This window comes from Acrocarpospora corrugata (genome assembly GCF_009687845.1).
Classification (GTDB): domain Bacteria; phylum Actinomycetota; class Actinomycetes; order Streptosporangiales; family Streptosporangiaceae; genus Acrocarpospora; species Acrocarpospora corrugata.
On the sequence record NZ_BLAD01000046.1, the window covers coordinates 146,513 to 159,113 of the forward strand.

Consider the following 12,601-nt stretch of genomic DNA (forward strand, 5'->3'; position numbering starts at 1 on the left):
ATGACTGACTTGCTGTTCCGCGGCGGCCGCGCCTTCACCCCCGAGGGTTTCGCCGAAGCGGTCCTGGTCCGCGACGGCCTGATCGCCGCCGCAGGCCCGGAATCCGAGCTGGTACGGCTGGCGCCCGCCGCCGAGCCCTACGACCTGAACGGCGGCCTGCTCACCCCCGGTTTCACCGACGCCCACATCCATCCGGTGCAGGCCGGCCTGGAACGCGCCCTGTGCGAGATCTCCGAGGTGTTCGGCCTGGCGGCGTACACCGCCCACATAGCCGACTACGCCGCCAATAATCCCGATAAATCGTGGATTGACGGCGGTGGATGGGACATGTCCGCCTTCCCCGGCGGGCTGCCGCACCGGACGCAGCTGGACTTCCTGGACCGCCCCGCCTACCTCATCCAGCGCGACCACCACGCCGCCTGGGTCAACACCCGGGCGCTCGAACTCGCCGGAATCACGAAGGACACCCCCGACCCCGCCGACGGCCGGATCGAACGCGACCCCGACGGCACCCCCTCCGGCGTCCTGCACGAGGGCGCGATGGACCTGGTCGGCCTGCTCACCCCCCGCCCCACCCCCGCCGACCGGACCGCCGCCCTGCTCGACGCGCAGCGGCACCTGTTCTCGCTCGGCATCACCGGCTGGCAGGACGCCATCGTCGGCTCGTACGCGGGCTCCGACGACCAGCTCCCGACCTACCTCTCGGCCGCCGCCGACGGCAGCCTGAAGGCCCGCGTCGTCGGCGCCCTCTGGTGGGACCGCGCCCGGGGCGGCGAGCAGATCGCCTCGCTGGCCGAACGGCGGGCCGGCGCCGAGGGCCTGGACCGCTTCCGCGCCACCGCCGTCAAGATCATGCAGGACGGCATCGCCGAGAACTTCACCGCCGCCGTCATCGAGCCCTACTGCCGCTGCGGCGGCACCGGCCTCTCCTACGTCGACCCGGCCCTGCTCAACGGCTACGTCAAGGAGCTGGACGCGCTCGGCTTCCAGGTTCATTTCCACGCCATCGGCGAACGCGCGGTCCGGGAAGCCCTGGATGCACTCACCGGGACCGACCCCGCCAACCGCCACCACGTCGCGCACCTGCAGATCATCACGCCGCCGGACGTCCCGCGTTTCGCCGCCCTCGGGGTCACCGCCAACCTGCAGCCCCTGTGGGCGACCCACCACGCCCAGATGGACGAGCTCTGCATCCCCTACCTGGGCGAGCCGCGGGTCAGCTGGCAGTATCCGTTCGCCGACCTGGTCGCGCACGGCACCCGCCTGGCGGCCGGGTCGGACTGGCCGGTCTCCTCGGCCGACCCGTTCCAGGCGATGCACGTGGCCGTCAACCGCACCGAACCGCCCGGCTCCCACCACTCCGGCTACCCGACCGCCCAGACCCCGTTCCTGCCCGGCCAGAGCATCGACCTGCGGACCGTCCTGACCGCGTACACGTCCGGCTCCGCCTGGCTGAACGGCTCCCCCGCCGGCGTGCTCGAACCCGGCCGCCCCGCCGACCTCGCCGTCCTGGACCGCGACCCGTTCGCCCTCGACCCGGCCGACATCTGGACCACAAAAGTCGCCGCCACCTTCGTCGACGGCGAACAGGTCCACTGAGACGACCGAAGCCCCCGTCTCGGTGAGAGACAGGGGCCTCGGGCCGTACCAGCTAGTAGATCGGGCGAGAAGAAGACCTCAGCCGCTCCAGCGCCTCCGCGAGGATCTGGGCGCCGTCGTTGTCGCTACGGCGTTCCTTCACATACGCGAGATGCGTCTTGTACGGCTCGTTCCGCGGCGGAGCGGGCGGGTTGGCCTCGTCCTGACCGGCCGGCAGCCCGCACCGGGGACAGTCCCAGTGCTCGGGGACGGCCGCGTCGCTGGCGAAGCTGGGGCGCGTCTCGTGCATGTTCGCGCACCAGAACGAGACCCGCACGCGGGGGGCCGCCTCGCCGCGCTCGGCCTCGCCCATCGGACCGGCGCCAACTCGGCTGCCACGGATCGCGTTGCCACTACCCACGGATGAACTCCTCGCTCGATCGCCCCGCGAGAAACACGGGGGAGAAATGAATCTATGTCACGCGGGGGACTGCTACGGCTTGAGGAGCAGCCCGAGCGCGATGATGCATACGAACCACACGGTGCCCGTGATGATCGTGAGGCGGTCGAGGTTGCGTTCCACGACGGACGAGCCACCGAACGACGACGAGAAGCCACCGCCGAACATGTCCGTCAGACCTCCGCCTTTGCCCTTGTGGAGCAAAACGAGAAGGATCATGAGGAGGCTCGACAGAATGAGCGCGATGGAGATTCCGATAGTCACCGTAGACCTGTTCCCGGTAGCGCCTTATGCGGCATGACGATTCAATCTTGTTCTATGAGGGTACGACTTGATGTCAAGTCGCACCCCCTAAACGGGTGAGCTAGCCCGACATCTCGCCAAAACGGCAAATCTTGACGAACTCTCCCGGGTCCAGACTAGCTCCGCCAACGAGCGCGCCGTCGACATCGGGCTTCGCCATGATCCCCGCGGTGTTGTCGGACTTCACCGAACCTCCGTAAAGGATACGGACAGCGTCGGCCACTTCGCGGTCATAAAGCCCGGCGAGTCGCGTGCGAATGGCGCCGCAGACCTCCTGCGCGTCCTCCGGCGTGGCGACCTCCCCGGTGCCGATCGCCCACACCGGCTCATACGCGATCACGATCGACTTCACCTGCGCGGCGCCGACCCCCGCCAGCGCCCCGTCCACCTGCGCGATCGTGTGCGGCACCTGGTCCCCGGCCTGCCGGACCGGCAGCCCCTCCCCCACGCACAGGATCGGCGTGAGCTCGTGCCGGAACGCGGCCTTCACCTTGGCGTTGACCAGCGCGTCGTCCTCGACGTGGTACTGCCGCCGCTCGGAGTGGCCGATGGTCACGAAGGTGCAGCCGAGCTTGGCCAGCTGCGCGCCGGAGATCTCCCCGGTGTAGGCGCCGGCGTCGTGCGCGGACAGGTCCTGCGCGCCGTACACGATCCGGAGCTTGTCGCCGTCCACCAGGGTCTGCACGCTGCGCAGATCGGTGAACGGGGGCAGCACCGCGACCTCGACCTTGTCGAAGTCCTTGTCGGTGAACGAGAAGGCCAGCTCCTGAACCAGCTTGATCGCCTCAAGGTGGTTCTTGTTCATCTTCCAGTTGCCGGCGATGAGCGGTTTACGGCTCATACTGATCGTCCTCCAGCGCGGACAGGCCCGGCAGGGTCTTGCCCTCAAGGTATTCGAGGGAAGCGCCGCCTCCCGTGGAAATGTGCGAGAAGCCGTCCTCGGCCAGCCCCAGCTTGCGCACGGCCGCGGCCGAGTCGCCGCCGCCGACCACCGTGAACGCGTCCGAGGCGATCAGGGCCTCGGCGACCGCGCGGGTGCCGCCAGAGAAGGCGTCGAACTCGAACACGCCCATCGGGCCGTTCCAGAACACCGTCTTGGCGTCGGCCAGCTTGCCCGCGAACAGCTCGCGGGTGCGCGGGCCGATGTCCAGGCCCTCCTTGTCGGCCGGGATCGCGGTGGCGTCCACCACCTCGAACGCGGCGTCCGGCGCGAAGCCGTCGGCGGCCAGCACGTCCACCGGCAGCACCAGCTCCACCCCGCGCGCCCCGGCGTCGGCCAGGAAGCCGCGCACCTGGTCGAGCTGGTCCGCCTGGAGCAGCGAGTTGCCGACCTCGTGGCCCTGCGCCTTGAGGAAGGTGTAGGCCATGCCGCCGCCGATGAGCAGCCGGTCGACCTTGGTCAGCAGGTTGGCGATGACGCCGAGCTTGTCGGACACCTTCGCGCCGCCGAGCACCACCACGTAGGGCCTGGCGGGCTCCTCGGTGAGCTTCCTGAGCACCTCGACCTCGGCCAGCACCAGGCCGCCCGCCGCGTGCGGCAGCAGCCGGGGCACGTTGTAGACCGAGGCGTGCCTGCGGTGCACGGCCCCGAAGCCGTCACCCACGTAGAGGTCGGCGAGCGCGGCCAGGTTGCCCGCGAACAGGGCCCTGGTCGCGTCGTCCTTGGACTCCTCGCCCGGCTCGAAGCGCAGGTTCTCCAGCAGCGCCACCTGGCCGTCGCGCAGGTTCGCCACGGTCGCCTTGGCCGACTCGCCCACCACGTCGGCGGCGAAGTCGACCGGCTCGCCGAGCAGCTCGGCCAGCCGCTTCGCCACCGGGGCCAGCGAGTACTTCGGGTTCGGCGTCCCCTTCGGGCGGCCCAGGTGGGCGCAGACGATCACCATCGCGCCGCGGTCGACCAGGTTCCTGATCGTGGGGATCGACGCCCGGATCCGGCCGTCGTCGGTGATCGTCTCACCGTCCAGCGGCACGTTCAGGTCGGCGCGCACGAGCACGCGCCGACCTTTCACAGCGAGTTCGTCAAGGCCACGCATCAGAGCGAGGCACCCACGTACTCGATGAGGTCCACCAGGCGGTTGGAGTAGCCCCACTCGTTGTCGTACCAGCCGATGACCTTCGCCTGGTTGCCGTTGGCCTTGGTCAGGCCGGCGTCGAAGATGCAGGAGGAGGGGTCGGTGACGATGTCGGAGGAGACGATCTCGTCCTCGGTGTAGGTCAGGTAGCCCTTGAGGAAGCCCTCGGCGGCGGCCTTGAACGCCGCGTTGATCTCCTCGGCGGTGACCTCGCGCTTGAGCTCCACGGTCAGGTCGGTGGCCGAGCCCGTGGGGATCGGCACCCGCAGCGCGAAACCGTCCAGCTTGCCCTTGAGCTCGGGCAGCACCAGGCCGATGGCCTTGGCCGCGCCGGTCGAGGTCGGCACGATGTTCAGCGCGGCGGCGCGGGCGCGGCGCAGGTCGCTGTGCGGGCCGTCCTGCAGGTTCTGGTCCTGGGTGTAGGCATGGATCGTGGTCATCAGACCCTTCTCGATGCCGAAGGTGTCGTTGAGCACCTTCCCGAGCGGGGCCAGGCAGTTGGTGGTGCAGGACGCGTTGGAGATGATCGTGTGGGACGCGGGGTCGTACGTCTCGTGGTTGACGCCCATCACGATCGTGACGTCCTCATTCTTCGCCGGAGCGGAGATGATGACCTTCTTGGCGCCGTTCTCGGCGTGCACCTTGGCCTTGTTGGCGTCGGTGAAGAAGCCGGTCGACTCGATGACCACGTCGACGCCCAGGTCGCCCCAGGGCAGCTTGGCGGGGTCGCGCTCGGCGAACGCCTTGATGGCCTTGCCGTCCACCGCGATCTCGTCAGCCGACGCCTTCACCTCGTACGGCAGGCGGCCCAGGATGCTGTCGTACTTCAGCAGGTGGGCGAGCGTGGCATTGTCGGTCAGGTCGTTGACAGCGACGATCTCGATGTCCTTGCCGCTGGCGGCGGCAGCACGCCAGAAGTTGCGGCCGATACGGCCGAAGCCGTTCACGCCTACGCGGATGCTCACGGGATCCGATCTCCTCGTACGTCGTTACGTGACTGAAACCTCGGTGCAGACCCTATCGGACTCAAATTGGTTTAGACCACGCGAGGGTCCCACAGGTCGAGACGTCATAAAATTGACGCCAAATCTTACGTTTTGCCGTAAACCGTACGGCGATCGGGGGTCAACGCCCCCAGGTTCGGTCAGCCCGAGAGCATGTCCGCGGTCAAGTTCGCCTCGGTGTTCGGCAGGCCCAGATCCTGGGCGCGTTTGTCGGCCATCGCGAGCAGCCGGCGGATCCGCCCGGCGATCGCGTCCTTGGTCAGCGGCGGATCGGCGATCTGGCCGAGCTCCTCCAGCGACGCCTGCTTGTGCTCCACCCGGAGCCGCCCGGCCACCACCAGATGCTCCGGCGCCTCCTCACCCAGAATCTCCAGAGCGCGCTGCACTCTGGCCCCCGCGGCCACCGCGGCGCGGGCCGAACGGCGCAGGTTCGCGTCATCGAAGTTGGCCAGCCGGTTCGCGGTGGCCCGCACCTCGCGCCGCATCCGGCGCTCCTCCCAGGCCAGCACGCTGTCGTGGGCGCCGAGCCGGGTCAGCAGCGCGCTGATCGCGTCCCCGTCCCTGACCACCACCCGGTCCACGCCGCGCACCTCGCGGGCCTTGGCGTGGATCTTCAACCGGCGGGCCGAGCCGACCAGCGCCAGCGCCGCCTCCGGGCCGGGGCAGGTCACCTCCAGCGACATCGACCGGCCCGGCTCGGTCAGCGAGCCGTGCGCCAGGAAGGCCCCCCGCCAGGCCGCCTCCGCGTCGCAGGTGGCCCCGGAGACCACCTGGCGGGGCAGGCCCCGGACCGGGCGGCCGTGGTTGTCGATCAGCCCGGTCTGCCGGGCCAGCGCCTCGCCGTCCTTGTAGACGCGGACCACGTAACGCGAGCCCTTGCGCAGCCCCGCCGGGGCCAGCACGAGCACCTCGGCCTTGTGGCCGAAGACCTCGCCGATGTCCTTGATCAGCCGCCGCGCGGTGACGTTGGTGTCCAGCTCGGCCTCGATCACGATCCGCCCGCCCACCAGGTGCAGGCCGCTGGCGAACCTGAGCAGCGTGGACACCTCGGCTTTGCGGCAGCAGGGCTTCAACACGGGAAGGCGACTCAGTTCATCCTTCACTACACCCGTCATCGCCATCGCCAGTGTCCTCCCCGAGAATACGTGTGTGTCGGCAATCGACCGGTGCTTCGCTGGGACGGTCGGGGTTGTCGCTTCCCCACGCTACTCAGTTCGGGCACCGGAGCGCCGTGGTCAGTCTCTCGCACCCTGGGAGGGGGGGATCACCGCTTCTCGCGGAAAATCTCGTCCAGGACCTGGGCAAGACGGGGTGCATCGTGCCGCGGAGATCCGTCAGAGGCGCCCACATCAGCCAATACCAGACGGCCGCCGAGGCCCACCGCGGCCTTCTCCAGCTCGGCCGGGTCGTCGGTCACCGAGGTGTCGGCGAGTACGGCGTCGACCAGCAGCGCGGGGGCGTGCTGGCGGAGCACCTCCAGGTGCTTCTGGGGGGAGAAGCCGTCGGTCTCGCCCGGCTGGGGGGCCAGGTTGAGGATGACCAGGCGGCGGGCGCTCGTCGCGTACAGCGCGCGGGCCAGTTCGGGGACCTTCAGGTGCGGCAGCACACTGGTGAACCAGGAACCGGGACCGAAGACCACCCAGTCGGCCTCATGGATGGCCCGGATCGCCTCCGGCGACACCGGCGGATCGGGCGGGATCAGCGAGATGGCCCGGACCCGCCCGGGCGTGACCGCGCAGGCGACCTGACCACGCACGATGGTCACCACACCGTCCAGCTCCACCTCGGCCTGAATGTCGAGAGGCACGGCCGCCATCGGCAGCACCCGCCCATGCGCGCCCAGCAGCCGGCCCACCCACTCGAGCGCCTGCACCGGATCGTCAAGCAACTCCCACAGCGCGACGATGAGCAGATTGCCGACGGCATGCCCGTGCAACTCACCGTCACTCCCGAACCGGTGCTGAACCACCCGGCTCCAGGTCTGCCCCCACTCGTCGTCCCCGCACAGCGCCGCCAGCGCCATCCGCAGATCCCCCGGCGGCAACACGCCCAGCTCACGCCTGAGCCGCCCACTGGAGCCCCCGTCATCGGCCACCGTGACGACTGCCGTCAGGTCGGCCGTGACCCTCCTGAGCGCCGACAACGACGCGTACAGCCCATGTCCGCCCCCCAGCGCGACAACCTTGGCGGCCGGGGCCGGTTCACTCACCAGATACCTCCAGCGTGGAGGTCCTGTCCCTCGGGGCGGGCAGGAAGCACGGAACGGTCCGGCCCGGTCAGCTCCCGATTTTGTCGGTGGAGGTGACTAGGTTGATCGACGTGTCCCGCTACCGGCTCAAGCCAACGCCCGCCCAGGAGACGGCGCTGCTGGAGCACTGCGGGCATGCGCGTTTTGTGTGGAATCTGGCCGTTGAACAGCACAGGTACTGGAGACCGGGCCGTAAGAGCGCGCCGGGGTTCGCCGAGCAGTGCCGTCAGCTGACCCAGGCGCGGGCCGAGTTCATGTGGCTGCGCGGTGGGTCGGTCATCGTCCAGCAGCAGGCATTGAAGGACTTCGCGCAGGCGATGGCGGGCTTCTTCGGCGGGACCCACCGTCACCCCGGCTTCCGCAAGCGCGGCCGGAGCGAGGGTTTCCGGATCGTGGCGGTCAAGGCGGACCAGATCCGCCGCCTGTCCCGCAACGTCGGGGAAGTTCGTGTCCCCAAGGTTGGCTGGGTGCGCTTCCGCTGGTCGCGGGCCGTGCCGGAGGGCGTGAAGTCCTATCGGGTCACCCGCGACGCCGCGGGCCGCTGGCACGTGGCGTTCGCCGCGATCCCCCAACCCGTCCCGGCCCCGGGAACCGGTGAATCCGTCGGCATCGACCGGGGCGTGGCCGTCTCGGCGGCGCTGTCCACCGGCGAAATGCTGAACGTGCCCCCCCTCCGCGAGAGAGAGCGGGCCCGGCTGCGCCGGCTGCTGCGCGAACTCGCGCGGGCACGGCGTGGCTCCGGCCGGCGGAGCAAGGTCAAAGCCGCGATCGCAAGGTTGAAGGCCCGCGAGAGCGACCGGCGCAAAGACTGGATCGAGAAGACCTCGACCGATCTGGCTCGCCGGTTCGATGTGATCGCCGTCGAAGATCTGAGGATCTCCAAAATGACCCGGTCGGCCAGGGGCACCATCGAAGCGCCCGGCCGTAACGTCCGTGGGAAAGCCGGACTCAACCGGGGCATCCTCGCCAGCGGGTGGGGCGGCCTCGTCCGACGCCTGGAGCACAAGGCTCCCGGCCGAGTGGTGAAGGTCAACCCCGCGTACCCGAGCCTGCGTTGCTCGGCGTGCGGGATCGTGGATCGGGAGGCGCGTGAGAGCCAAGCCGTCTTCCGGTGCCGGTCCTGTGGATACGTCGGCAACGCGGATGTGAACGCGGCCGGCAACATCCGGCAGAGCATCGCACACGCGGCAGGGCATGCCGTGTTCGCGCGGGAAGGGCCACGGGTTACCGGGCCGGCGCACCGCGAACCTCAACGCGACCTCCTCCTGGTGAGGTAGACGCGTGAAATCCCTCTCGCTCGCGAGGGGGCGGATGTCAATCGCGGCCCACATCCCGATGGCTCACCTGCACCTCCATGCCGCGCTCGCGCAGCCTGCCGCCCAGTTGCTCCGCCATGGCGACGCTTCGGTGCCTGCCCCCCGTGCAGCCGACGGCCAGTGTGGCGTAGCCCTTGCCCTCGCGGGTGTACCCAGCCGCCACGACGCCGAACAGTTCTTCGTAGCCGTCGAGGAATTCTTTCGCGCCGGGCTGGCCCAGCACGTACTCCCGGACGGGGGTGTCCAGGCCGCTCATCGGGCGCAGTTCCGGCACCCAGTGCGGGTTGGGCAGGAAGCGGCAGTCGACCACCAGGTCGGCGTCGACGGGCAGGCCGTACTTGTAGCCGAAGGAGACGATGTTGACCTTCAGGCCGGGCCGGTCCTCGCCGCCGAAGAAGGAGACGATCTTGCTGCGCAGTTCGTGCACGTTCAGCTTGGAGGTGTCGATCACCAGGTCGGCGTTGGCCCGGACCTCGCGCAGGATGCCGCGCTCCCGGTCGATGCCGTCCACCAGGCGGCCCTCGGCCTGCAGCGGGTGCGGGCGGCGGACGTTCTCGAAGCGGCGCACCAGGGCGTCGTCGCTGGCCTCCAGGAACACCACCCGGACCCCGACGCCGCGGCCGTCCAGCTCCTCGATGGCCGCGTTCAGGTCGCTGGTGAAGGCCAGCGAGCGCACGTCCACCACCGCGGCCACCTTGTCGGCGGCCAGCTTGACCCGGCCGGCCTCCTCGGCCAGCGAGAACAGCAGCCCGGGCGGCAGGTTGTCGATCACGAACCAGCCGAGATCCTCCAGTGCCTTCGCCGCAGTGCTGCGCCCCGCCCCGGACATGCCTGTGACCAGCACGAACGCGGGCTCACCGATCTCGGCGTGCCCGCCGGCACTACCACCGGTCTCGCTCATTTCTCTCCCTGCAACGCCGCCACGATCGCCTCGGCCGTCGACGGGCCGATACCGGGAACCTCGCGGATCTCCTCGGCGGTGGCATCACTCAACCGTTTCACGGATCCGAAGTGTCGCAGAAGTGCCTGCCGCCGCGCTGGCCCGAGTCCCGGAACCTCGTCCAGCGCGCTCTCCTTGAGAGTTCTCGACCGCTTGGCTCGATGGTAGGTGATGGCGAACCGATGTGCCTCGTCGCGGACGCGTTGCAGCAGGTAAAGGCCCTCACTGGAGCGGGGCAGGATGACCGGCTGGTCGTCGCCGGGCAGCCAGACCTCCTCCAGCCGCTTGGCCAGCCCGCAGACCGCGACGTCGTCCACGCCGAGCTCGTCCAGCGCCCGCTGGGCGGCGGCGGCCTGCGCGGGCCCGCCGTCCACCACCAGCAGGTTCGGCGGGTAGGCGAACTTGCGCGGTTTGCCGGTCTCCGGGTCGATGGGCTCCCCGATGGGTTCGCCGCCGATCTCGCCGGTGGCGCTGCGTTCCTCCAGGTAGCGCCGGAACCGGCGGGTGACCACCTCGTGGATGGAGGCGACGTCGCCCTCCGCGCTCTTGATCTGGAAGCGGCGGTACTCGCTCTTGCGGGCCAGCCCGTCCTCGAACACGACCATGGAGGCGACCACGTTGGTGCCCTGGATGTGGGAGATGTCGTAGCACTCGATCCGGAGCGGGATCTGGTCCAGCTCCAGCGCGTCGGTGATCTCCTGGAGTGCCTTGCCGCGGGTGGTGAGGTCGCTGGAGCGGCGGAGTTTGTGCTGGTTGAGGGCCTCTTTGGCGTTGCGTTCGACGGTCTCCATGAGGGACTTCTTGTCGCCGCGCTGGGGCACCCGGACGTCGGCGCGGGAGCCGCGCTGCTCGCCCAGCAGTTCCAGCACGGCGTCGTGGTCCGGCGGGAGAGCGGGGACCAGGATCTCCCTGGGGATCTCGGACTCCGCATACATCTGGATCAGGAAGTGCTCGACCAGGTCGCCGGGGGTGGTCTCCTCGACTTTGTCGACGACCCAGCCGCGCTGGCCCCTGATCCGGCCGCCGCGCACGTAGAACACCTGGACGGCGGCCTCCAGCGGGTCCTCGGCGAGCGCGATGACGTCGCAGTCGGTGGCGTCGCCGAGCACGACGGCCTGCTTCTCCAGCGCCTTCTGCAGGGCCTGCACGTCGTCGCGGAGGCGGGCGGCCCGCTCATACTCCTGGACGGCGGAGGCGGCCCGCATCTCGTTCTCCAGGCGTTTGACGAACTTGGTGGTGTTGCCCGCCATGAAGTCGCAGAAGTCCTCGGCGAGGGCGCGGTGCTCGTCGGGGGTGACCCGGCCGACGCAGGGCGCCGAGCACTTCTCGATGTAGCCGAGCAGGCACGGCCGCCCGATCTGCCCGGCCCGCTTGAAGACGCCCGCCGAGCAGGACCGGATCGGGAAGACCCGGAGCAGCAGGTCGACGGTCTCCCGGATCGCCCACGCGTGCGAGTAGGGCCCGAAGTAGCGGGTGCCCTTCCGTTTGGCCCCGCGCAGCACCTGCACGCGCGGGAAGTCCTCTCCCATCGTGACCGCGAGGTACGGATAGGACTTGTCGTCCCGGTATTTCACGTTGAAGTGCGGATCGAACTCTTTGATCCACGAGTATTCGAGCTGGAGCGCCTCGACCTCGGTGCGCACCACCGTCCAGTCCACCCGGGCGGCGGTGGTGAGCATCGACTGGGTCCTGAAGTGCAGGCTCGCGAAATCCGCGAAGTAGGAGTTGAGCCGCTGCCGCAGGCTCTTCGCCTTGCCCACGTAGATCACCCGGCCGCTCGGATCCCGGAATCGGTAGACTCCGGGCGACTCGGGAATCGATCCGGGCGCTGGTCGATAAGTTGCCGGATCTGCCACTCTCAAAGCCTACTGTCCCCCACCGACAATCCCGGCTGGCACGGGAGAACGGCAAAACCGGCCCCGCGTTCACCATGGCGGGGAACGCGAGGCCGGTGCGCGCCGAAAGGGACGTCCCGTAGCCGCGGGCCGCCCTCCACCCCAGGAGTATCGGCGCGCGCGAGACCGGTCCGGCCACACAGCGGACCGGCCTCGCGTCCGTGGGTGTCAGGCCAGCGAGATGCTGCCGCCGGCCACCGTGATCTGCTTCTCCTCCAGCGGGCCCTTCGCGGGGCCACCGGCCACCGAGCCGTCCTCGATCTTGAAACGGCTGCCGTGACAGGGGCAGTTGATGGTGCCGTTGGAGATGCTGGCCACCGTGCAGCCCTGGTGGGTGCAGACGGCGGTGAAGCACTTGAACTGGCCCGCCGTGGGCTGGGTGATCACGATCTTCTCGCTCTCGAAGATCTTGCCGCCGCCCTCGGGGATGTCGGCGGTCTTGGCGAGCGCGTCCGCGGGGGGCGCCTCCTCCGCCGGGGGCGGCTCCTCAGCACCGCTGTCCTCGGTCGCATCCGCCGCCGGCGGGTCGTCAGCAGGCGGATCGGCCGGTTCGGCCGCGGTGGTTCCCCCTCCCGACTGATAACCCGTGCACGCCGTCAGGGCCACCGCGAGCCCGGCCCCGCCCACGCTCAGCACCACAGCCCTGCGGGTCGGCTCCAGCCGGTCGGATATAGAAGCACGCTCGGTAGTAGTCAGCGATTCGCCGGAAGCATCCATGTGTCGCCCTCCACTGGTTCTGTTGTCAGTAAGTACGGCTGTCACCCCGATGACGGTTCAGCATGCCG

Annotated in this window: 12 protein-coding genes; 2 read left to right on the forward strand and 10 right to left on the reverse strand. The window is 69.5% G+C overall.

Translation table 11 applies throughout. The features are described from left to right. On the forward strand, positions 1–1,599 hold the full coding sequence (locus Acor_RS14105) for an amidohydrolase (protein ID WP_155337074.1): 1,599 nt from the start codon (positions 1–3) through the stop codon (positions 1,597–1,599). A 52-nt stretch (positions 1,600–1,651) separates the two neighbouring features. On the opposite strand, the gene Acor_RS14110 is transcribed toward Acor_RS14105, so the two are convergent. The 7 genes from Acor_RS14110 to Acor_RS14140 form a co-directional block, all read right to left on the reverse strand. Then, on the reverse strand, positions 1,652–1,999 hold the full coding sequence (locus Acor_RS14110) for an RNA polymerase-binding protein RbpA (protein ID WP_155337075.1): 348 nt from the start codon (positions 1,997–1,999) through the stop codon (positions 1,652–1,654). A gap of 72 nt (positions 2,000–2,071) precedes the next feature. Further along, positions 2,072–2,302, reverse strand: coding sequence for a preprotein translocase subunit SecG (gene secG, locus Acor_RS14115; RefSeq protein WP_155337076.1), 231 nt, complete (start codon positions 2,300–2,302; stop codon positions 2,072–2,074). A 100-nt stretch (positions 2,303–2,402) separates the two neighbouring features. After that, a complete protein-coding gene (gene tpiA / locus Acor_RS14120; RefSeq protein ID WP_155337077.1) occupies positions 2,403–3,182 on the reverse strand; it encodes a triose-phosphate isomerase in 780 nt (259 codons plus the stop codon). Beyond that, a complete protein-coding gene (locus Acor_RS14125) occupies positions 3,172–4,374 on the reverse strand; it encodes a phosphoglycerate kinase (protein ID WP_155337078.1) in 1,203 nt (400 codons plus the stop codon). Before Acor_RS14125 ends, tpiA begins: the two co-directional genes overlap by 11 nt. Next, complete coding sequence (gap, locus tag Acor_RS14130; RefSeq protein ID WP_155337079.1) at positions 4,374–5,378, reverse strand: type I glyceraldehyde-3-phosphate dehydrogenase; 1,005 nt, start codon at positions 5,376–5,378, stop codon at positions 4,374–4,376. The genes Acor_RS14125 and gap overlap by 1 nt, the downstream gene beginning before the upstream one ends. A 179-nt stretch (positions 5,379–5,557) precedes the next feature. Then, positions 5,558–6,538 carry a DNA-binding protein WhiA gene (whiA, locus tag Acor_RS14135; protein ID WP_155337080.1) on the reverse strand — a complete coding sequence of 327 codons (981 nt, stop codon included), beginning with the start codon at positions 6,536–6,538 and terminating at the stop codon, positions 5,558–5,560. Positions 6,539–6,681: 143 nt separating this feature from the next. After that, positions 6,682–7,626 (reverse strand): gluconeogenesis factor YvcK family protein, encoded by a 945-nt coding sequence (locus tag Acor_RS14140; protein ID WP_218034268.1) that lies wholly within the window; start codon positions 7,624–7,626, stop codon positions 6,682–6,684. A 92-nt stretch (positions 7,627–7,718) separates the two neighbouring features. Here Acor_RS14140 and Acor_RS14145 point away from each other — a divergent pair, with 92 nt between their 5' ends. Beyond that, positions 7,719–8,942, forward strand: coding sequence for an RNA-guided endonuclease InsQ/TnpB family protein (locus tag Acor_RS14145; protein ID WP_218034269.1), 1,224 nt, complete (start codon positions 7,719–7,721; stop codon positions 8,940–8,942). A 37-nt stretch (positions 8,943–8,979) separates the two neighbouring features. On the opposite strand, the gene rapZ is transcribed toward Acor_RS14145, so the two are convergent. From rapZ to Acor_RS14160, 3 genes are all read right to left on the reverse strand, one after another. Then, positions 8,980–9,882 (reverse strand): RNase adapter RapZ, encoded by a 903-nt coding sequence (rapZ, locus tag Acor_RS14150; RefSeq protein ID WP_155337082.1) that lies wholly within the window; start codon positions 9,880–9,882, stop codon positions 8,980–8,982. Next, a complete protein-coding gene (uvrC, locus tag Acor_RS14155) occupies positions 9,879–11,777 on the reverse strand; it encodes an excinuclease ABC subunit UvrC (protein ID WP_155337083.1) in 1,899 nt (632 codons plus the stop codon). Before uvrC ends, rapZ begins: the two co-directional genes overlap by 4 nt. 207 nt (positions 11,778–11,984) lie before the next feature. Beyond that, entirely contained in the window at positions 11,985–12,533 is a 549-nt protein-coding gene (locus Acor_RS14160) for a Rieske (2Fe-2S) protein (RefSeq protein WP_155337084.1), read from the reverse strand. Between the last annotated feature and the right edge of the window lie 68 nt (positions 12,534–12,601).

Coding starts and splice junctions, on each gene's coding strand:
- Acor_RS14125 (WP_155337078.1), bottom strand. CDS start 4,374: ATGCGTGGCCTTGACGAACTCGCTGTGAAAGGTCGGCGCGTGCTCGTG.
- rapZ (WP_155337082.1), bottom strand. CDS start 9,882: ATGAGCGAGACCGGTGGTAGTGCCGGCGGGCACGCCGAGATCGGTGAG.
- whiA (WP_155337080.1), bottom strand. CDS start 6,538: ATGGCGATGACGGGTGTAGTGAAGGATGAACTGAGTCGCCTTCCCGTG.
- Acor_RS14160 (WP_155337084.1), bottom strand. CDS start 12,533: ATGGATGCTTCCGGCGAATCGCTGACTACTACCGAGCGTGCTTCTATA.
- tpiA (WP_155337077.1), bottom strand. CDS start 3,182: ATGAGCCGTAAACCGCTCATCGCCGGCAACTGGAAGATGAACAAGAAC.
- Acor_RS14105 (WP_155337074.1), top strand. CDS start 1: ATGACTGACTTGCTGTTCCGCGGCGGCCGCGCCTTCACCCCCGAGGGT.